The following is a 19877-nucleotide window of genomic DNA, read 5'->3' as shown; positions in this document are numbered from 1 at the left end:
TCAACGTCACAGCGGACCGGTCAGCACGACGACAACCCCGTCGGCCCGCGGACCGTGGCGGACCTCGGCCTCCCCGAACCGGTCGTAGTAGTCCGGGTTGCCGGCGACCGCGGCGATCCCCAGGTCACCGGCGACCTGTTCGGCGGCGGCCTGTGACTGTGCGTCGCCTTCCCGGTAGTAGACCCGCGACTCCTCGCTGATCCCGTCGATCCGGCCCTGGAGGTTGCCGTAGCCGACGTTCGTCCACTGCGCCCCCCGCAGGCGGTCCGCCGTGGACTGTGCGACGGGCTGGCCGCTGTTGTTGAGGACGGTCACCGCGGTGGCGGCCCGGTCGACCTCGGGAGCCGCGGGTGCACCGCCGGGCTCGGCACCCTCGGCGGGGGCGTCGCCGTCCGCCGGACGCTCACCCTCGTCGGGGGCGTCGGTGGAACCGTCGTCGGGACGGTCGGCGTCGTCCGCCGGGGCCCCGGTGGGCTCGCCGTCGCCGGGCCGGGGAGTGTCACCGGCGCCGGACGTCCCGTCCGCGGCACCGGCGGTACCCTGGCCGGTCGCGGTGTCCTGGGCGGTGTCCTCGCTTCCGTCGTCGCCTCCGACGAAGGAGTAGACGCCCCAGGCGATGAGGACGACGGCGACGGCGGTGAGCACCATGGCGAGGCCGCGCAGGGGCGGCCCCCCCGCCCCGTCGGCCCTGTCGGCACCGTCGGGCCCTGCGGAACCGGCGGCTCCGGCACCTGCAGCGGCGCCTCCCGCCGCGGCCGCGCCGTGGGCGGGCTCGATGGCGTACTCGTCGTCGTAGGCTGTGTCCGGGTTCGGGTCGTAGACGGAGTCGTCTCCGTGGCGGGGTCCGTTCTGATCAGTCACGCCCCAATACTAACTCCAGTCACACCAGTAACGTCCACCTGACACTCCGGGGAGGTCGCGACACCGCCTCACCGGCCCCACTCAACGGTCCCGACGCCGCAGCAGCGCCCCCACCACAACCGGCGCCACGTCCATCGCCTCCGGACGGGAGATCAACGCGTTGAGTTGCTGGTAGTACCGGACCGGGCTCACCCCGAACCTGCGCCTGATCTCTTCGCCCTTCGCCCCCTCGTCGCGCCACCACAACGACTCGAACTCGAGCATCTCCCGATCACGCGGCGACAGCCCTGCTCCGTCCCCACCACTCAGTTCATCCACGGTGAATCAGTTTAGCCGACCCAAGATGGTAATTTCTCTCCATCCCGGGCCGTTCATTGCGTAGAGTACTGCTGCCCGGACAACCCCCTTTCCACCCTTCATACCTGCTGTTCCCGACGGTGGACCGTCCTTCAATCCGGAGAGACCCAGAGAGACACACATGAGCACCCACCCGCCCACCAGTGCGCCCCCTTCGTCACCCCCGCCCACCTCGTCGAGACAGACCCCCGAACAGAAACGTGTCCTGGCGGGCACCCTCGTGGGGACGACGATCGAGTGGTACGACTTCTTCATCTACGCGCAGGCCGCGGCGTTCGTCTTCGCGCCGCTGTTCTTCGCCCCTCTCGGTGACTCCCCGCTGGCCCAGGTGATCGCGTGGGCCACGATCGGCATCAGCTTCCTCTTCCGTCCCCTCGGCGCCGTCATCGCCGGGCACCTCGGTGACCGCTACGGACGCAAGATGGTCCTGGTCGTCACCCTGTTCGGCATGGGTGTGGCGACGGCCCTCATCGGTCTGCTGCCCACCTACGAGACGATCGGTGTCCTGGCTCCCCTGCTCCTGATCCTGCTGCGCATCATGCAGGGCCTCTCCGCCGGCGGCGAGTGGGGCGGCGCCGCCCTGATGGCCGTGGAGCACGCCCCGCGCGACAAGCGCGGCATGTTCGGCTCCTACCCCCAGATCGGCGTCCCGCTGGGCCTGATCCTTGCGTCCACGTTCATGTTCCTGCTCACCTCCGGGCTGTCCGACGAGGCGTTCCAGAGCTGGGGCTGGCGCATCCCGTTCGTCTCCTCGGTCGTCCTGATCCTGGTCGGCTACCTGATCCGCCGCGCCGTCGACGAATCCCCGGTCTTCCTGGAGCTGCAGAAGCGGCGCAAGGAGGCCTCCACCCCGCTGGCGAACCTCTTCCGCCACCACTGGCGCCGCGTGCTGCTGGCCGCCCTGATCTTCGCCGGCAACAACGCCGCCGGCTACATGATCATCGCGTTCTTCTCCTCCTACAGCTCCAACGCCCTGGGGATGGACAAGTCCCACACCCTCGTCGCCACCCTCATCGGCGGTGTCTCCTGGCTGGTCCTGACCATCTGGTCCGGCCGCATCTCCGACCGGATCGGACGCCGCCAGACGTTCATCATCGGCTACCTGCTCATCGCCGTGTGGGCCGTGCCGATGTGGTTCTTCGTCGACAAGGGTGAACTGCTCTGGCTGGTCCTGGTGATCGTCGTGCTCACGGTCGGTCTCGCACCGTCCTACGCACCGCAGCCGGCCCTGTACGCCGAGATGTTCCCCGCGGAGGTGCGCTACTCCGGCACCTCGATCGGCTACGCCCTCGGTTCGATCCTCGGTGGCGCCTTCGCCCCGATGATCGCCCAGCTGCTGCTCGACTCCACGGGGAAGACCTGGACGATCGGCGTCTACCTCGCCGCCATCGCACTGGTGTCCGCCGTCGCGGTCTGGTCGGTGCCGAAGTCCGTGGAAAAGTCCGACCTCAACGTGTAGTCGCCGGGCCGGCGGTTATTCTGGAGGACATGTCAGTTCTCCCCGTCGTCATCTGCGGCGACCCCGTCCTCCACCACCCCACCGAGCCGGTCGCCGAGGCCGAGATCGGGTCCGGTCAGCTCGGCACCCTCGTCGCCGACATGTACGAGACCCTGGACCTGGCCCACGGCGTGGGTCTGGCGGCCAACCAGGTCGGCGTCTCCAAGCGCCTCTTCGTCTACAACTGCCCCGACATCGAGGGCCCGGACGGCACCCGCAAGCCCGCCGCCGAGATCGACGCGCAGGGCGGCCCCCTGCGCCGCGGCTGCGTGGTCAACCCCGTCCTGGAGACCTCGGAGATCCCGGAGACCATGCCGGACGCGGAGGACGACGTCGAGGGGTGCCTCTCCGTCCCCGGGTACGACTTCCCCACCGGACGTGCCGACTGGGCACGGGTCACCGGTGTCGACGAGCGCGGTGAGCCGGTCTCCGTCGAGGGCTACGGGTTCTTCGCCCGGTGCCTGCAGCACGAGGTCGGCCACCTCGACGGACTCCTCTACACCGACACCCTCATCGGCCGGAACAGGCGTGCCGCGAAGAAGATGGTGAAGCGGGAGGGGTGGACCGTCCCCGGCAACTCCTGGACCCCGGGCGTGGACCCCGACCCCTTCGGCCACGATGACTGACACCTCCTGGTCCGCGGCGCACGCCGGGGCACTGCCCCCGGAGACCACCGGTCTGCCGTTCCCGGTCTCACGGCGCACCGACCCCGGCAGCGTACGGGTGGGCGCCCGGGCGACGGTGCGCCACCTCGTCGGCGGGGCCCCGTCGGAGCAGGTGCCCGCCCCGACGACGGGCCGTCCGCAGGTGACCGACCTCATCGGGGTCATCGACTCGGTGGAGCCGTTGCGGATCCGCACGCCCGACGGCGTGGTGCACACGGTCCCCGCCGCCGACGTCGTCGTCCTCAAGACCCTCGCCGACCGTCCGGTCCGTACCTCGGACATCCGCGCCGTCGAACAGGCCACCGCCGCCGCCTTCCCGGGGATCACCAACGACACGGTCTCCGGCTGGCTGATGCGCGCCGGTGACGGGATCACCGAGCGGTCGAACTCGGCCGTCCCCCTGGGACCGGAGACCGGGACGACCCCGGTCCCGCTGGACGAGATCCACGCGTTCTACCGGCGGCACGACCTGCCGACGAGGATCCTGCTGCCCGACCGGGTCGCCCGTCCGGCCGAGTACCTCGCCGGCCTGCCCGGCACCGACGCCGGCCCGGAGATCATCGTGATGACCCGCTCTCTCGAGGGCGACCTCCCGCCGCTGCCGGACCTCCCCGCGAACATCGGGATCTCCGTCAGCGACCAGCCGGACGACGAGTGGCTGGGTCTCTACCACTTCCGCGGCCGCCCCCTGCCCGAACACGCCCTCCGGCTCCTGTCCGGACGCATCGACGGCACCCTCGGCTTCGCCCGGCTCACCGTGGACGGCACCCTCGCCGCGGTCACCCGCGGCACGGTCACCACCGGTGGACGTGAACAGCACCTCGGCTACTCCGCCGTGGAGGTCGTCCCCGCACGACGTCGGCAGGGGCTGGGCCGGCTGCTGGGCACCGCGATGCTCCACTGGGGCCGCGACCACGGTGCGACGCGCAGCTACCTGCAGGTCATCGCGTCCAACGAGGCGGGGCTGGGCCTGTACCGCTCCCTCGGCTTCGCCGAGCACCACCGGCACCGGTGCCTGACCCTCACCGACGGTGCGGGAGTGGATAGGCTGTAGGTCATGAGGATCGCCAGCTGGAACATCAACTCAGTGCGCAACCGGGAACAACGCGTCCGGGACTTCCTGGAACGCTCGGACGTCGACGTCCTGTGCCTCCAGGAGACCAAGTGCGCCGATGACCAGTTCCCCGACTTCTCCGACACCGGCTACCAGTACGCCCATGTCGGCGAGAACGCCTGGAACGGTGTCGCGATCCTGTCGCGGATGGGGATCGAGGACGTGCGCGCGGACTTCGGCCAGCCCCGGTTCCACAAGGACCCGCTCGCCGAGCCGGTCCTGGAGCCCCGTGCCGTCGGCGCGGTGTGTGGCGGGGTCGAGGTCTGGAGCCTCTACGTCCCCAACGGACGGGAGATCTCCGACCGGCACTTCACCTACAAGATCGACTTCCTCGACAGCATGGCGTCCTACCTGGAGCAGGGCAAGGACTCCGGCGACCCGGTGGTGGTGGTCGGGGACTTCAACGTGATCCCCACCGACCAGGACCTGTGGGACCGGTCCTGGTTCGAGGGCAAGACCCACGTGACCCCGCGGGAGCGCGGCGCCCTGGACGAGATCGTCCGGCGCGGCGGGATGACCGAAGCCACCGCACCGCTCCTCGGGACCTACACCTACTGGGACTACCAGGCGATGCGGTTCCAGAAGAACCAGGGCATCCGGATCGACCTGCAGTACGCACGGGGGCTCACCCCGTCCGACCCGACGGTGGACCGGGCCGAGCGCTCCGGCAAGGGTGCCTCCGACCACGCTCCGGTGATCGTGGACTACCGGCCGTGACCGTCATGGTGTCCGCCTCCGAGTTCTGGTCGTTCATCACACCGGACAACTTCGGGTTCGCCCTGTTCGGCAACATCGTCGGCGACGGACTCGAATGGTGGCAGTGGGCGCTGGTGCTGCTGGACTACACCCTGAAGTTCCTCGCCCTGGGGTACGTCCCCTCCCAGCGCAAGCCGACCAGTGCGATGGCCTGGCTGCTGGCGATCTTCCTCATCCCCTTCGCCGGGGTCATCCTGTTCCTGTTCATGGGGTCGCCGTACATCAACCGGCGCCGGCACAACATCCAGAACCAAGCCAACGAGCTGATCCGTACGGTCAGCGCCGACGAACCCGACGTGCCGGCGGGATTCGAGGTCACCGACGAGATCGTCAGCATGATGCACCTCAACCGGCACCTGACCTCGATGCCCGCGGCCACGGGCACGGTCGTGGCCCTGCACTCCGACTACCGGGCATCCATCCAGGCGATGGCGGACGCGGTGGACAGCGCGGAGAACTACGTGAACGTCCAGATCTACATCACCGCCTGGGACGACACGACCGGGGTCTTCTTCGACGCCCTGGAACGCGCGGTGGCGCGGGGCGTGACCGTCCGGCTGATGTTCGACCACGTCGGCAGCTGGAAGTACCCCGGTTACCGCTCCCTCGGGAAACGCCTGACCGCGATCGGGGTGGAGTGGATGGTCATGCTGCCGCTGAAACCGTGGCGCTGGCGCTTCCGCCGACCCGACCTGCGTAACCACCGCAAGATCGTGGTCGTCGACGGCCACACCGCGTTCATGGGCAGCCAGAACATGATCGACCCCAGCTACCTGCTGCCCAAGAACCAGAAAAAGGGCCGGCACTGGGTCGACGTCATGGTCGAGGTCACCGGGCCGATCGTGATGAGCCTGGACACCGTCTTCGCCGTCGACTGGTTCACCGAGTCCAACGAGGAACTCGACCTGCTGTCCCCCTCGCAGGCCACGCACTGGCTCAACGCCGACACCACCCCGCAGGTCCCCGACTCCGGCACCGAGATCCTCCAGGTCGTGCCGTCCGGCCCGGGGTTCACCACCGAACCGAACCTGCGGCTGTTCACCTCGGTGGCGCACCACGCCAAAGAGCACCTGGTGCTGGTCAGCCCGTACTTCATCCCGGACGAGTCGCTCCTCGACGCCGTCACCACCGCCGCCTACCGGGGGGTGGAGGTCGAGCTGTTCGTCTCGGAGAAGGCCGACCAGGCCATCGTCGACTTCGCGCAGTCGTCGTACTACGCCGAGATGCTCGAGGCCGGGGTCCGCATCCACCGCTACCCCTACCCCGCCGTCCTGCACTCGAAGTTCGTCATCGCCGATGACGAGGTGGCCATCATCGGGTCGTCCAACATGGACATGCGGTCCTTCGGACTGAACTACGAGGTCACGATGCTCGCAGGTCACGGCGATCTGCTGGACTCCATGACGGAACTGACCGACAGGTACCGGGCGACCTGCACGGAACTCACCGCGGAGGCGTGGGGGAACCGGCGGTTGATGCGACGCTACGTCGAGAATGTTGCCCGGCTTACATCCGCGCTACAGTAAATGGCTTACAATGACATAAACAATAGTCCGCAGAAACTACCACGGGTCGACTACCGTGTTAGCTGACGGACCGATAACACCAGTCAGAAGCTAGTTCATTAGCAGACAAGGAGCCCACCATGGCCAAAGATATCCGGGACACCACGGACTCCACCGAGTCTGCCGACGACTTCACCGACCTCATCAGCGAACTGGGGGCCGACCCGGTCCAGGACCAGATCCGCGGCCACCGCGCCCCCGAGATCCTCCCCGAGGTCGACGTGGCGGAGATCGCGACGGCCGTCTACGACTTCCTGTCGGCACTGCGCCGCCTGATGGACCGGCCGAACCACAAGCTCGCGATCTCCCAGTCGGAGATCGAGGTCCTGCACTTCATCGCCCAGCACCCCGGGTGCGGCGTATCGGACATCGCGCGCCTGCGCTTCCTGCGCGCGTCGAACGTGTCTGCCACGGTACGCCGTCTCATCAACTCCGGGCTGGTGCTGCGCCAGGCCAACGACCAGGACCGCCGGGCGCAGGACCTCTACCTGTCCGACGAAGGCATCGAGATGCTGAACTCGATCACCGACGAGTGGGCGATGCTGATCGCACGCGCCGCCCGGCGTATGGACGGCCGCGACCTGGCGAAGCTGCGCCGCGGTGTGCCGGCGCTGCGTAACCTTTCCATCGCCGCCGAAAGCCTCATCGAGGACATCCAGCGTAGCCGCAACTGACGGTCAGACGGCGGGCGGCGTGGCGGGCGCCGGGCGCTGCCGGGATCCCCGGCGTCCCCGTCGTCCGTAGAGCCCACCGACGACGGAGACGGCCGCGCACGACGCCATCACCGTCGCCATGGTCAGCAGGCCGTCCTGCCCCAGCCCCACGACCGGGGCGACGACGCCGGCGGCCAGGAACTGCCCGGCCCCGAGCAGCGCGGAGGCCGCACCGGCGCGTCCCGGGGCGAGGTCCATCGCCAGGGCCGTGGTGTTGCCCAGGTTCAGTCCGGTCCCGACGGTGGCGACGAAGATGAACACGATCACCGGCAGCAGACTGTGCACGGTCAGTGCGACGAGCAGCAGGCCCAGTCCCCCGGTGAACAGCAGCGCCTGCCCGATCGCCTGCATGCGGGCCGGGCCGACCTTCGCCACCACGCGGGCGTTCACCATGTTCGCCAGCACGAGCGCGACCGCGTTCCCGGCGAACACGAGGCTGAACTGCGACGCCGTGAGACCGAACTGCTCCTGCATCACGAAGGACGACCCGGCGACGAAGGCGAAGAACGCGCCGAAGCCGACCGCGAACGCCACGAGATGTCCGACATAGGGCCCGACGCGGAAGAGACCGGCCATCCGGCGGTACACCACCATCATCGCGCCCTCGGTACGGTTCTCGGCGGGGTGTGTCTCCGGCAGCAGCAGGGCGACGACGACCTGCAGCACGGCGATGCCCGCCAGCGTCCAGAACACCGCCCGCCACCCGGCGAGCCCGGCGACCGCCCCACCGGCCACCGGTGCGACGATCGGCGCCACGGAGGTGAAGATCATCATCGTCGACAGGGCCGCCGCCGCGGCCGCCCCCTGGAGCCGGTCGGCGATCATCGACCGCCCCAGGGTCACGGCGGCACCACCGGCCGCGCCCTGGAAGAACCGTACCGCGACGAAGAGCCAGATCGACGGCGCCAGCGCACAGACCACCGAGGCCAGCAGGCCCACCGTGGTCGCCGCGACGAGCAACCGGTGGCGTCCGGCGCGGTCCGACAGCGGCCCGACGACGAGCTGCCCGACCGCCATCCCGACCATGAAGGAGGTGATCGTCAGCTGGGTCAGCGACGCCGTGGCACCGAGGTCGTCGGTGATCTCCGGCAGGGACGGCAGGTACATGTCCGTGCCGAACGGCCCGCCGGTGGAGAGCAGCGCGATGCCGGCGAGCATCGCCAGGGACACCGTCCCCGCCGAGGCGACCTCCCCACCCTTCCCCCGCGACGTCCGGTCAGGCATCGCGACGACGCAGCGTGACCGTACCGATGATGAAGACGACCAGGCACACCACGACGAAGTAGAGCACCGAACCGGTCTGACCCCAGGGGGCGTTGGCGACGTCGGTGAGGTTCACCGCGCCGCCGATGTTCTTGAACGGGAGGTACTGGGGGATCCACTTGTCGACCTTGGGGATCATCCCGACGATGTCCTCGAGCACCAGCACCCACAGCAGCAGGACGGCCATGGCGCCGGCGGTCTTCCGCAGCAGGTAGGCCACACCGATGGCCAGTGCCACCGCGCCGAGGGCGTAGACGACCATGCGCAGGACGACCGTCCAGGCGTCGTCCGCGGACAGGGAGATCCCGGACAGGATCGCGTCGTCGTCGATCTGGGTGCCGGCGATCCAGCGCGACACCAGTACACTGAGCACGGCGGCGACCACGGTCGTGACGGCGGCGATCACCCCGTAGACGATGAACTTGGCCACCGGGAGCTGCCACCGCCTCGGCACGGCCAGGGCGTTCGACTTGGCGGTGTTGTTGCCGTATTCGCCAGTGACCAGCAGGGCGCCCTGGATCAGGATGATCATCACCCCGAACAGCTGCAGGCCCATGAGCGCACCGGCCACGTTCAGGCCCTCGGCGTTGATGGCGGCGGACTCCAAGTCCCCGTCGTCGATGAACATCTGGTAGCTCATCGCGTTCGCCCAGCTCAGGAAGGCCGCGAAGGCCACGGAGAACACGATGATGAGCGCCGAGGTCCAGTAGACCGCGCGGGTCGTACGGATCTTGATCCACTCGGCGTTGACGGCGTGTGCCAGCATTACTTCTCCCCCTCGGTGGTCGGCGTGTCCGCCGGCTGGCCCAGCCGGGCAGCCGCGTCGGGGACGTCACCGAGGTCCCCGCCCAGGTTGGCGTGGTAGTCGACGGCGTGTCCGGTCATGCTCATGAACGCGTCCTCCAGCGACGCCCGGCGCTCGCTGAGCTCACGCAGCAGCAGCCCGTAGGTGTATGCGATCCCGCCGACCTCGTCGGGCTCGGTGTCCTCCATGACGAGGATGGCCCGTCCGTCGTCGTCGGTGCTCTCGGTGAAGCGCACGGCCTGCTCGGTGAGCGCGTTCTTCATCTCCTCGAGGTGGTCGGTACGCACCACCGTCGTGGCGGTGGAGGCGTTCTTGATGAAGTCGTGGGTCGAGGTGTCCGCGACCAGGCGACCCCGCCCGATGACGATGAGGTGGTCGGCGGTGAGAGCCATCTCGCTGAGCAGGTGGGAGCTGATCATCACCGTACGGCCCTCGGACGCGAGGTGGCGCACGAAGTCACGCACCCAGCGGATGCCCTCGGGGTCCAGGCCGTTCACCGGCTCGTCGAGGATCAGGACCTCCGGGTCGCCCAGCAGCGCGACCGCCAGGCCCAGCCGCTGGCCCATGCCGAGCGAGAAGTTGCCGGCCTTCTTGCCGGCGACGTCGCTGAGGCCGACGAGGTCGAGGACCTCGTCGACACGCCTGGCGGGGATGCCGTTGGCGGCGGCCAGCCACTTCAGGTGGTTCGCGGCGGTGCGGTTGGGGTGGACCCACTTCGCGTCGAGCAGCGTACCTACCTTGTGCAGGGGCTTGGCGTACTCCTCGTAGCGCTGGCCGTCGATGGTGGCGGTGCCGGCGGACGCGCGGTCGAGCCCGACGATCATGCGCATGGTGGTGGACTTACCCGCACCGTTCGGGCCGAGGAATCCGGTGACGATTCCCGGTTTCACCGAAAAGTTCAGGTCGTCCACGACGGTCGCGGAACCGTACCGCTTGGTCAGGGATTCGACTTCGATCATTCCCCTATCGTGCCATACGCCCCACTGCCGAGGCACTGACACTTCTTCCCCGGACGAATGTAGGATGACCTACATGCCCGTGCCGACACGAGATCCAGGTGACGGGGCCACCGATCCGGCCTCGACCGGCACATTCACGACCCGCGAAACGGATGCCGCCCACCGGACGGACGGTCCGGTCGGTGCTGTCGGCGCCGTCGGCCCCGGCGGCCACCGCCAGGACACCGACCGGTGGATGGACGACGCCCCGACCGACGGCCCCGGCGGACGTCGGCTGAGCGTCTTCACCCCGGCGCTCGAGATCCCCCGCCGGTTCCGCCGGTTCGTGTCGACCACCCCGGGCCTGCTCACCGTCGTGTCGGTGATCCTGGTGCTCGCCATCCTCGCCGCCGGCGGTGCGATGGCCGCCCAGTCGTCCAACCAGCAGGGCGACCTCAACACACTGGTCAACCGGACCGAGCCGGTGTCCTTCGCCGCCCAGGAGCTGTACAACTCGCTGTCCGTGGCCGATTCCGTGGCCACCACCGGCTTCGTCGAGGACGCTTCCGGCAGCGCGGACACCAACCCGTCCTACCGGGAGGCCGTGGACAGCGCCTCACGCGCGATCATCCGCGCCGCCAGCGGCATCGACGACCCCGCGACCCGCGAGATGGCCCTGATCCTGGAGATCCAGGAGAAGCTGCCGATCTACACCAGCCTGATCACCGAAGCCGGCGTGAACAACCGGCAGGGCCACCCCGTGGGCGCGGCCTACGTGACACAGGCCAGCACGATGATGCAGGACGAGATCCTCCCCGCCGCCGGCGAGCTGTACTCCAACGCCAGCTCCGAGGTCGGCGAACAGCAGCTCGCCCTGACCAGGCCCGGCTGGTTCGCGCTCTCCGGTCTGGTCGCGGCGGTCGTCATGCTGGCGGTCGCGCAGTTCTGGCTGGCCGCCAACACCAACCGGCGGGTCAACGCCGGGTACGCCACCGCGACGGTGCTGATGACCGTCGCCCTGCTGTGGGCCAGCGGCTCGGCGCTGACCACCTGGACCGACGGCTCCCGCGGGCTCGACGGCACGGCACAGCCCCTGGAGACCCTGACCTCCCTGCGCATCACCGTGCAGCAGACCCGTACCACCGAGGCGCTCGGCCTGGTGGAACGCGAGTACTCCGACGCCACCCAGAACGACTTCTCCGAGCAGGTCACCCGTATCGACAGCCAGTTGGAGACCCTGCGCACCATCGTCGGTGACCGCGGCGTCCTGGACGAGGCCCGGGAGAACCTGCGGGCCTGGGACACCTCCCACGCCGAGATGCTCGCCTACGTCCAGCAGGGCGACTACCCCGCGGCGATCGGCGCCACCATCGGCGAGGAGGACGTGCACCCCTACCAGAAGCTCGACGAGAACCTGCGCTCCCTCATCAACGAGACCCGCGACCAGCTCCGGACGTACCTCGCGGACTCCCGGGTGTCGGCGCAGCAGGTCTCGGCGCTGGTGATCCTGCTCAGTCTGATCTCGGCCCTGTGCATCGTCTACGGAACCCGCCCACGGCTCCAGGAGTACCTGTGAACACCCGCGCACGCATCCTCACCCCCGTCGTCGCCGCCGTCGTGGCGGCCGTCAGCGCCACCGCCCTGGCGTCCTGCGTCTCCGACGAGCAGAGCCTGCAGGAGTGGCCGGACGCACCGAACCCGACCCTCGCGCTGCCCAACGGGTCGAAGCTGTCCGACGACGTCGACGAGCTCACGTCCGGCACCACCCGGGACACCCTGGCCGGGGCGCACCAGGCCTACGGTTCGCTGCGCCCGGACACCGACCCGCAGACCGGCGGGGACGTCTCCCCGGCGCGGCGTGTGCCCGCCATCATCGAGCGGGGACGCCTGATCGTGGGTGTCGCGCAGTCGCTCAACCAGCTCGGATTCCGGGACCCAGTCAACGGGGAGCTCGCCGGGTTCGAGATCGACCTGGCGCGCGAGATCGCCCGCGACATCTTCGGTGACCCCGACCGTATCGAGTACCGCTACGTCGAGGGCAACGACCTGGAGGACGTCCTGTCGACGGGGACGGTGGACCTGGTGGCCCGCACGTACACCATCACCAAACCCCGGCAGGAGCAGGTGGAGTTCTCCGTCCCGTATCTGACGACGTACCCGCGGGTCCTCGCCATGCGCGACTCCGGCATCACCGACGAGCAGGACCTCGGGGACAGGACGGTGTGCGTGACCCACGACTCCACCAACCTGCAGGAGCTCCGCGACGACATCCCCCACCAGGACATCCTGGCCACCCAGACCTGGTCGGACTGTCTGATGGCGATCCAGCGTCGCCAGGCCGACGCGATCTACTCGGACTCCGCGATCCTCTCGGGGCTGCAGGCGCAGGACCCCTACACCGAGATCATCGGCACCAGCTCGGAGGGCACCGACTACGGCGTGGCGGCGGCGCTGCCCGAGAAGCGCGACACCGCCGGTCTGGTGCGCCAGGTCAACTCGACGATGGAGCGGATCCGCGAGGACGGCACGTGGGACGACATCTACGACCGGTGGTTGAGGGGCTACCTCGGTAGAGCCGACCAGCCGCCCGCCACCTACCGCTCCGCCGCGGAGAACCGCGAGCTCACCGCGCTGCGTGAACGCCGGCAGGACGAGGCGGACAAGACGGACGAGGTGGGTGGCACGGACGCCGGAGACGGCGAGGGCAGCGGCAGCACCGGCAGCAGCGGTTCAGACAGGCAGGACGACCAGTGATGACCCCCGACGAGCACACCCCGGACGAGCACGCCCCCGGTGAGGAGCGCACCGGCGGCTCCGCCAGCGACAGCGGCCAGGCCACCGAGGCGACGTTCTTCGACCCCTTCGCCGACGAGGACGACACCGGCGGCACCGGCGGCACCGACCGGGTGTCTGGCGGCGACCGTGACAGCGACGGCGAATCCACCCAGGCCACGCCGTTCGACCCCTTCGCCGACGACAGCGACAGTGTCGAGGTCGCCGGGGTCTACGGTGACTCCGTCCCCACCGGCCCCGGCACCGGGCCCGCCCACACCGAGCGGCAGCCCGCCGTCGACTCCGGTGAGCGCAGTCGCCGCGAGGCTCTCTCGACGTTCCGCCGACGCCGTGGCACGTCCCGCGCCGGTGCCGAGGTCGCGGGCGGGATGGTGCGTCTGCCGTTCATCCCGCCGACGAACCCCCAGGACGCGGTCATCGACGCCGAGGCCGTCGAGAAGGCGGTCGCCGAGGGCACCGAACCTCCCGTCCTGCAGCCGGGTGACATGGTCGCCGCACAGTACGAGGTGCTGGGGCCGATCGCCCACGGCGGACTCGGCTGGATCTACCTCGCCGTCGACCACAACGTGTCCGACCGGTGGGTCGTGCTCAAGGGCATGATGGCGACGACGACCGCCCACGAACGTGCCGTCGCGGAGTCGGAACGCGCCTTCCTCGCCGACATCACCCACCCCGGCATCGTGAAGATCTTCAACTTCATCGACGACCCGCGCAGCCCCGGTGGCTTCATCATCATGGAGTACGTCGGTGGCCCCTCGCTGCGCCACCGGCGACGGCGCCAACCGGGCAACACGCTGCCCATCGACATCGCCATCGGCTACGTCCTCGAGGTCCTGCCCGCACTCGACTACCTGCACTCGCGGGGTGTGGTGTACAACGACCTGAAACCGGACAACATCATCATCACCGAGGACCAGGTCAAGCTCATCGACCTGGGGGCGGTCTCCGGTATCGGCGCCTTCGGCCACATCTTCGGTACCCGGGGGTTCCAGGCGCCGGAGATCGCACGGACCGGCCCGACGATCGCCAGCGACATCTACACCGTGGGCCGGACCCTGGCCAGCCTCATCGTGAAGCTGCCCGTCACCGACGGGGTCTACGACCCCGGCCTCCCCGACCCGGACGAGGAACCGCTGTTCCGGAAGTACCTGTCGCTCTACCGGCTGCTGCTGCGGGCCACCGACGAGAACCCGGAGCGACGGTTCAGTTCCGCCGGCACGATGGCCAACCAGCTCATCGGCGTACTCCGGGAGGTCCTGGCCATCCGCGACGGACGCCAGTACCCGCACCTGGACACGCGTTTCACCGCCCAGCGTTCCACCTTCGGCACCAAGCACCTGCTCTTCCGCACCGACCAGCTCATCGACGGTATCGAGCGGTCCGTGGAGACCACCGCCCCCGAGGTCGTCGCCGCACTGCCGACCCCGCTGACCGACCCGAACGACCCGGGTGCGTCCCTGCTGTCCGCCGCCAGCCTCACCGAGCCTGGTGAAGTACTCGACACCCTGAAGGCAGCGTTGAAGCAGCCGGACCTGTCGTCGTCGACCGAGATCCCGCTGACCATCGTCCGGGCCCAGCTCGACCTCGGGATGACGACCGAGGCGGTGCTGACGCTGCGCGACATGGACGACCGGCTGCAACGCGACTGGCGACACCAGTGGCTGTCCGGTGTCTCCAATCTCCTGACCAGTGACTATGTCGCCGCCCAGGCATGTTTCAACGAGGTGCTCAACACCCTGCCGGGTGAGCCGGCGCCGAAGCTCGCCCTGGCGGCGACCGATGAGCTGATGCTGCAGCACCAGGGGATGAACACCGCCCGCCTGTTGGACACCAACGTGCAGAAGGCCGCCCTGGCGCTGACCTACACACAGGGTGCGCAACAGTCGCCCGACTACAGTACGGTGCCCGGGTGGACCCACCTGTCCCAGGACCCGGTGGCACTGCGGTTCCACACCATCCGTCTCTACGGGCTGGTGTGGGCCACGAACGCCTCGACCGTGTCTGCGGCGTTCGGGCTGGCCCGTCAGCTGCACGCCGAAGGTCTGGTGGACGCCGCGGTCGCCGCGCTGGACCGCCTGCCCCAGTCCTCCCGCCACCACCGGATGGCGCGGCTAACCACGGTGCTGATGCTGATCACCGAGAAGTCCTCCCTCAACGAGGCACGGCTGCGGCGTGCGGCACGACGACTGGAGATCCTGCCGACCAATGAGCCTCGGATCCCGCAGGTCAGGTTGGCGGTCCTGGCCGCCGCGCTGGAGTGGCTGCGTGCCGAACAGGAGAAGTCCGACTCCCCGGTGCGGGTGTCGAAGGCCCCGTTGTTCGACGTGGAGTTCAGCGAACGCGGTCTGCGCGCCGGCATCGAGCAGGGGTTGCGCGACATCGCCCGCCAGTCCCCCTTCGCCCGTCACCGCTTCCGGCTGGTGGACATGGCCAACCGGATCCGGCCGCGCACCTGGTTCTGAGCTGACCCGGCGCCGTCGGCCCCCGCCGCCTCAGTACGCCGATTACGCCGTCGCCCCACTGGTAACAGGCGCGACCTGGGGTTTTACCGATTCGCGCCGAAGCGAGGCGTAATCCATGACAGGTGCCGGGACACCGGTGGCCTCACGACAGCCGACGACGTGCCAGCATGATCCCGTCGACGACGGTCTGACGCAGCAGCTCCGGATCCCTCAGATGCCCGTAGGTCAGTCGCAGGACGTGCCAGCCCAGGTTCGCCAGCTCCGCACCGATCCGCGAATCGCGGTCCCGTCTGTTCCTGGCCAGGTGGTCGGCACCGTCGTACTGGATCGCCAGCTTCCATTCCGGGCAGCCGAAGTCGACCCGCGCCACGACCCCGCCACCCACCGGGTTCCCCGTGTGCACCGGGTCGACGGTACTCCCGTCGCGGTGGATGACCAGTTGGGGGATGAACCTCCCGGCGGTCTCGTTCCCGAGCAACCCGTACAGCTGCAGACGCAGAACCGTCTCCATCGGCGACTCACCACCGCGGTCGGCGAGCGACACCATCCGTTCCAGGTCACGCCGCGGGTACAACCCGGCGCACGCATCGGGGAGCTGCTCCGGCCCGATGTCGAACAGCTGGCAGACGGCGTCGATGAACTGCACCATCCGCACCGCCACGTCGGTCATCCCTGTGCCGGGTGGAACCTCCCAGGAGTGTTCCTCCGCACGCAGGGACCGTAGACAGTGGATCACCGTGAGCACCGGTGCGGTGACCGGGAGGTCGGGGAACAACGGATCGACGCCGGTCACCGGTCCACGGTCTCTCATCCATCCGGCACGGCGGTGCCGGGTCACCTCACCTGCGTGTGTGGCGATCCTGCGGTCACCGCCGGAAAGGACGCAGGTGTCGGCGTTGTAGCAGAAGTACGGCAGCCCCCAGACCGACGCCGCCGTCCACGCGGCGGCCGTCCATCCGGGGTGCACGAGGTGGGTCAGCCGGGCCCGGGTCAACGCCTCCAGGTCATAGCCGATCCTCCGCGGATGCCCACGGGCCCCGACGTCCACGACCGCGGGCTTCCGGACGGCGGCGGTCGGGATCCAGAAACCGTTGACCTCGGTGAAAGCGTCGTCGCGCCCCCGATGTCCACAGCTGCGGTGCTGCGCCGGTGTGACCGGCCGGACCGTCCGACGCACGTGCACCGGCGTCCGGCGCCGTCGGATGATGTCGTTGTCGAGCGCGTCCCCCTGGTACCCCATGTACTCCCCGTCGTCCCCTCGGATAACGGTGGCAAGCCTACCGGAGGACGCCCCCATGTCACGGATTACGCGTCCCCCGACAACACCAACGCGGCGACCTGCACGTACATAGATCGCCGCGGTCAGGAAGCACGGTCGGGCCACCTCGTCGCCTCCCCCTGCCGAGGCAGCCTTCCGCCCCTTTTACGCCTCGGACAGCTCCTGCGCGGCCCTGGCGATGGCCAGCTCCTCGTTCGTCGGGACCACGAGCACCTTCACCGCCGAGTCGTCGGAGGAGATCACGCGCGGTCCCTTGACACCCTCGTCGTTCTGGTTGCGCGACTCGTCGATGATGATGCCGAAGTTCTCCAGGTCGGCCATCGTGTCGCGGCGGATACCCACGTGGTTCTCGCCGACGCCGGCGGTGAACACCACGGCGTCGAGACGGCCCAGTTCCAGCATGAACGCACCGACGTACCGGCGGACCCGGTGGACGTAGATGTCGTAGGCCTCCTTGGCGTTCTCGTCGCCCTCGTTGATGAGCTCCTGGATCAGGCGGAAGTCGTTGGCGCCGGCGAGCCCCTTCAGACCGGAACGCTTGTTGAACAGCGTGTCGATCTCGTCGATGGTCATCTTGCCCTCGCGGTAGAGGTGGAAGATGATACCGGCGTCGATGTCACCGGTACGGGTACCCATGACCAGGCCCTCCAGCGGGGTCAGGCCCATGGTGGTGTCGATCGGCTTCCCGCCCCGGATCGCCGCCATCGAGGCACCGTTGCCCAGGTGGAGGGTGATCTGGTTGATGTCCTCGGCGTTCTTGCCCAGGATCTTCGGCACCAGGGCGGAGACGTACTCGTGGCTGGTGCCGTGGAAGCCGTAGCGCCGGATGTGGTACTGGTCGGCGATCTCGCGGTTCAGGGCGTAGCGGGACGCCGCCTCCGGCAGGCTGTGGAAGAAGGCGGTGTCGAACACGGCGACGTGCTTGACGTCCGGCAGCAGCGTGCGGGCGTTCTCGATGCCGTCGATGTTCGCCGGGTTGTGCAGCGGCGCGAGCGGGACCAGGGTACGGATCTCGTCGACGACCTTGTCGGTGATGACCACCGGCTCGGAGAACTTGTTGCCGCCGTGGACCACACGGTGCCCGACGGCGGAGATGTCGAGGTCCTGCGGGCCGACGCCGAGCAGGGACATCATGCCGAAGGCGCGCTCCAGGCCGACGGAGTGGCTGAGGATCGGACGGCGGTCCTCGATGGTCTGGTCCTCGGTGACGAGCTTGATGTGGCCACGGCTCTCACCGATCTGCTCGACGAGGCCGGAGAGGAACGGCCCGGCCTGGACGTCCGCGTTCAGGTCGATGACCTGGAACTTGATGGACGAGGAACCGGAGTTGAGGACGAGGACGTACGTGGTACTCGAGGTCATGTGCGGGCCTTTCGGTTAGTTTCCGGCCTGGATGGCGGTGATGGCGACGGTGTTGACGATGTCGGGGACGGTCGCCCCACGGGACAGGTCGTTGACCGGCTTGTTCAGCCCCTGCAGGATGGGGCCGACGGCGAGGGCGTCGGCGGTGCGCTGCACGGCCTTGTAGGTGATGTTGCCGGCGTTGAGGTCGGGGAACACGAAGACGGTGGCCTTGCCGGCGACATCCGACCCCGGCATCTTCTTCTGCCCCACCGAGTCCACGACCGCGGCGTCGAACTGCAGCGGCCCGTCCACCCCGAGGTCCGGGGCCTTCTCCCGGGCGATGGCGACGGCCTGTGCCACGGCCTCGACGTCCTCGCCGGTCCCGGAGCTGCCGGTGGAGTACGACAGCATGGCGACCTTGGCGTCGATACCGAACTGGCCGGCGGTCCGGGCGGAGACGACGGCGATCTCGGCGAGCTGTTCCGGTGTGGGGTTCGGGTTCACCGCGCAGTCGCCGAACGCCCAGAGCACCCCGTCCATGACCATGAGGAAGATCGACGAGACGATGGAGGCGTCCGGCGCGGTCTTGATGATCTGGAAGCTGGGCTTGATGGTGTGGGCGGTGGTGTGCGCTGCACCGGAGACCATGCCGTCGGCCATGCCGAGGTGGATCATCATCGTGGCGTAGTAGGAGATGTCCTTCATCGTCTCGCGGGCCTCCTCGAGGGTCACCCCCTTGGACTTCCGCAGTTCGGCGAACTCCTCGGCGAAGCGCTCCAGGTCGTCCCCGCTGGTGGGGTCGGTGAGGGTGGCCGAGCTCAGGTCGAGGCCGAGCTCATGCGCCCGGGCCGCGATGCTCCTGGGGTCGCCGAGGATCGTCAGGTCGCACACCCGGCGGGCGAGCAGCTGGTCGGCGGCCTGGAGGATACGGTCGTCGTCCCCCTCGGGCAGCACGATGTGCGCCTTGGCCTCACGTGCCTTGATGATCAGGTTGCGCTCGAAGGATTCCGGGCCGATGACCGGCGTGCAGGCCTCGGCGGAGCGGACGGAGTCCAGCGCGACGAACGGCACGGCGGTGCCCTCGGACTCCAGTGCGGAGGACGTCGCCTCCGGCCGGTCGAGCAGGGCGATCCCGCGTGGCTCACGTCCCGAGCGCACCAGCTGGCCGGAGACCTGCTGCAGCTGGAGGTGGTCCTGCTCCCCTGCCGCGACGAGGAAGTGCGCGACCCCGGCGGCGGCGGCCAGGCGCGAGTCGAACATGGGCTCGCCGGTCCCGACGAGTACCGCCGTGTCCGTGGTCAGCGCGGTGTCGAGGGCGGCTCCGAAGTCCGGTGCGGCGGGACGGAGCGTATCGAAGATGTCGGTCACCTGACCTGAGAGGTCGGTGATCAGTTCGTCTCGACGTCCGGCGGCGGTGGCGATCGGGCTGAGCACTGCTCGAACGGTCACGGGGTCTCCTTCACA

At 69.0% G+C, this 19877-nt stretch carries 17 protein-coding genes; 9 read left to right on the top strand and 8 right to left on the bottom strand.

The window, feature by feature from the left end; all coding sequences use genetic code 11:
* Window positions 1-6 precede the first annotated feature (6 nt).
* On the bottom strand, window positions 7-861 hold the full coding sequence (locus MUN33_RS09915) for a LytR C-terminal domain-containing protein (protein ID WP_244804753.1): 855 nt from the start codon (window positions 859-861) through the stop codon (window positions 7-9).
* 81 nt (window positions 862-942) lie between these two features.
* Window positions 943-1179 carry a DUF3263 domain-containing protein gene (locus tag MUN33_RS09910; RefSeq protein WP_369414951.1) on the bottom strand — a complete coding sequence of 79 codons (237 nt, stop codon included), beginning with the start codon at window positions 1177-1179 and terminating at the stop codon, window positions 943-945.
* Window positions 1180-1339: 160 nt separating this feature from the next.
* Here MUN33_RS09910 and MUN33_RS09905 point away from each other — a divergent pair, with 160 nt between their 5' ends.
* The 6 genes from MUN33_RS09905 (at window position 1340) to MUN33_RS09880 (ending at window position 7490) form a co-directional block, all read left to right on the top strand.
* Complete coding sequence (locus tag MUN33_RS09905; protein WP_244804752.1) at window positions 1340-2677, top strand: MFS transporter; 1338 nt, start codon at window positions 1340-1342, stop codon at window positions 2675-2677.
* 29 nt (window positions 2678-2706) lie between these two features.
* On the top strand, window positions 2707-3342 hold the full coding sequence (locus MUN33_RS09900; RefSeq protein ID WP_244804751.1) for a peptide deformylase: 636 nt from the start codon (window positions 2707-2709) through the stop codon (window positions 3340-3342).
* On the top strand, window positions 3335-4435 hold the full coding sequence (locus tag MUN33_RS09895; RefSeq protein WP_244804750.1) for an N-acetylglutamate synthase, CG3035 family: 1101 nt from the start codon (window positions 3335-3337) through the stop codon (window positions 4433-4435). Before MUN33_RS09900 ends, MUN33_RS09895 begins: the two co-directional genes overlap by 8 nt.
* Before the next feature lie 3 nt (window positions 4436-4438).
* A complete protein-coding gene (locus MUN33_RS09890; protein ID WP_244804749.1) occupies window positions 4439-5212 on the top strand; it encodes an exodeoxyribonuclease III in 774 nt (257 codons plus the stop codon).
* Between the two features lie 5 nt (window positions 5213-5217).
* Window positions 5218-6777, top strand: coding sequence for a cardiolipin synthase (gene cls, locus MUN33_RS09885; protein ID WP_244804887.1), 1560 nt, complete (start codon window positions 5218-5220; stop codon window positions 6775-6777).
* 119 nt (window positions 6778-6896) lie between these two features.
* A complete protein-coding gene (locus tag MUN33_RS09880; RefSeq protein ID WP_244804748.1) occupies window positions 6897-7490 on the top strand; it encodes a MarR family winged helix-turn-helix transcriptional regulator in 594 nt (197 codons plus the stop codon).
* A 3-nt stretch (window positions 7491-7493) separates the two neighbouring features.
* On the opposite strand, the gene MUN33_RS09875 is transcribed toward MUN33_RS09880, so the two are convergent.
* The 3 genes from MUN33_RS09875 to MUN33_RS09865 are packed head-to-tail and all read right to left on the bottom strand — an operon-like array spanning window position 7494 to window position 10556.
* A complete protein-coding gene (locus MUN33_RS09875) occupies window positions 7494-8753 on the bottom strand; it encodes a multidrug effflux MFS transporter (protein WP_244804747.1) in 1260 nt (419 codons plus the stop codon).
* Entirely contained in the window at window positions 8746-9558 is an 813-nt protein-coding gene (locus MUN33_RS09870; RefSeq protein ID WP_244804746.1) for an ABC transporter permease, read from the bottom strand. Before MUN33_RS09870 ends, MUN33_RS09875 begins: the two co-directional genes overlap by 8 nt.
* Entirely contained in the window at window positions 9558-10556 is a 999-nt protein-coding gene (locus MUN33_RS09865; RefSeq protein ID WP_244804745.1) for an ABC transporter ATP-binding protein, read from the bottom strand. The genes MUN33_RS09870 and MUN33_RS09865 overlap by 1 nt, the downstream gene beginning before the upstream one ends.
* A 73-nt stretch (window positions 10557-10629) precedes the next feature.
* Here MUN33_RS09865 and MUN33_RS09860 point away from each other — a divergent pair, with 73 nt between their 5' ends.
* Genes MUN33_RS09860 through MUN33_RS09850 form a run of 3 tightly spaced genes read left to right on the top strand, consistent with a single transcriptional unit; the run spans window position 10630 to window position 15790 of the window.
* Window positions 10630-12111 carry a GlnX family signal transduction membrane protein gene (locus MUN33_RS09860; RefSeq protein WP_244804744.1) on the top strand — a complete coding sequence of 494 codons (1482 nt, stop codon included), beginning with the start codon at window positions 10630-10632 and terminating at the stop codon, window positions 12109-12111.
* A complete protein-coding gene (locus tag MUN33_RS09855; RefSeq protein WP_244804743.1) occupies window positions 12108-13289 on the top strand; it encodes a transporter substrate-binding domain-containing protein in 1182 nt (393 codons plus the stop codon). Before MUN33_RS09860 ends, MUN33_RS09855 begins: the two co-directional genes overlap by 4 nt.
* The gene (locus MUN33_RS09850; RefSeq protein ID WP_244804742.1) at window positions 13289-15790 is read left to right on the top strand and encodes a serine/threonine protein kinase; all 2502 of its coding nucleotides are present in this window, start codon (window positions 13289-13291) and stop codon (window positions 15788-15790) included. Before MUN33_RS09855 ends, MUN33_RS09850 begins: the two co-directional genes overlap by 1 nt.
* Before the next feature lie 142 nt (window positions 15791-15932).
* On the opposite strand, the gene MUN33_RS09845 is transcribed toward MUN33_RS09850, so the two are convergent.
* The 3 genes from MUN33_RS09845 to pta all read right to left on the bottom strand — a co-directional run bounded on the left by MUN33_RS09845 (window position 15933) and on the right by pta (window position 19862).
* The gene (locus tag MUN33_RS09845; protein WP_244804741.1) at window positions 15933-17030 is read right to left on the bottom strand and encodes an endonuclease domain-containing protein; all 1098 of its coding nucleotides are present in this window, start codon (window positions 17028-17030) and stop codon (window positions 15933-15935) included.
* Between the two features lie 183 nt (window positions 17031-17213).
* Window positions 17214-18431, bottom strand: a complete 1218-nt coding sequence (locus tag MUN33_RS09840; RefSeq protein ID WP_244804740.1) for an acetate kinase — start codon at window positions 18429-18431, stop codon at window positions 17214-17216.
* Window positions 18432-18446: 15 nt separating this feature from the next.
* On the bottom strand, window positions 18447-19862 hold the full coding sequence (pta, locus tag MUN33_RS09835) for a phosphate acetyltransferase (RefSeq protein WP_244804739.1): 1416 nt from the start codon (window positions 19860-19862) through the stop codon (window positions 18447-18449).
* Window positions 19863-19877 lie beyond the last annotated feature (15 nt).

The organism is Corynebacterium kalidii (genome assembly GCF_022869005.1).
Classification (GTDB): domain Bacteria; phylum Actinomycetota; class Actinomycetes; order Mycobacteriales; family Mycobacteriaceae; genus Corynebacterium; species Corynebacterium kalidii.
Note: the sequence above shows the minus strand (reverse complement) of the source record. Positions and strands in the feature narration are given on the sequence as shown.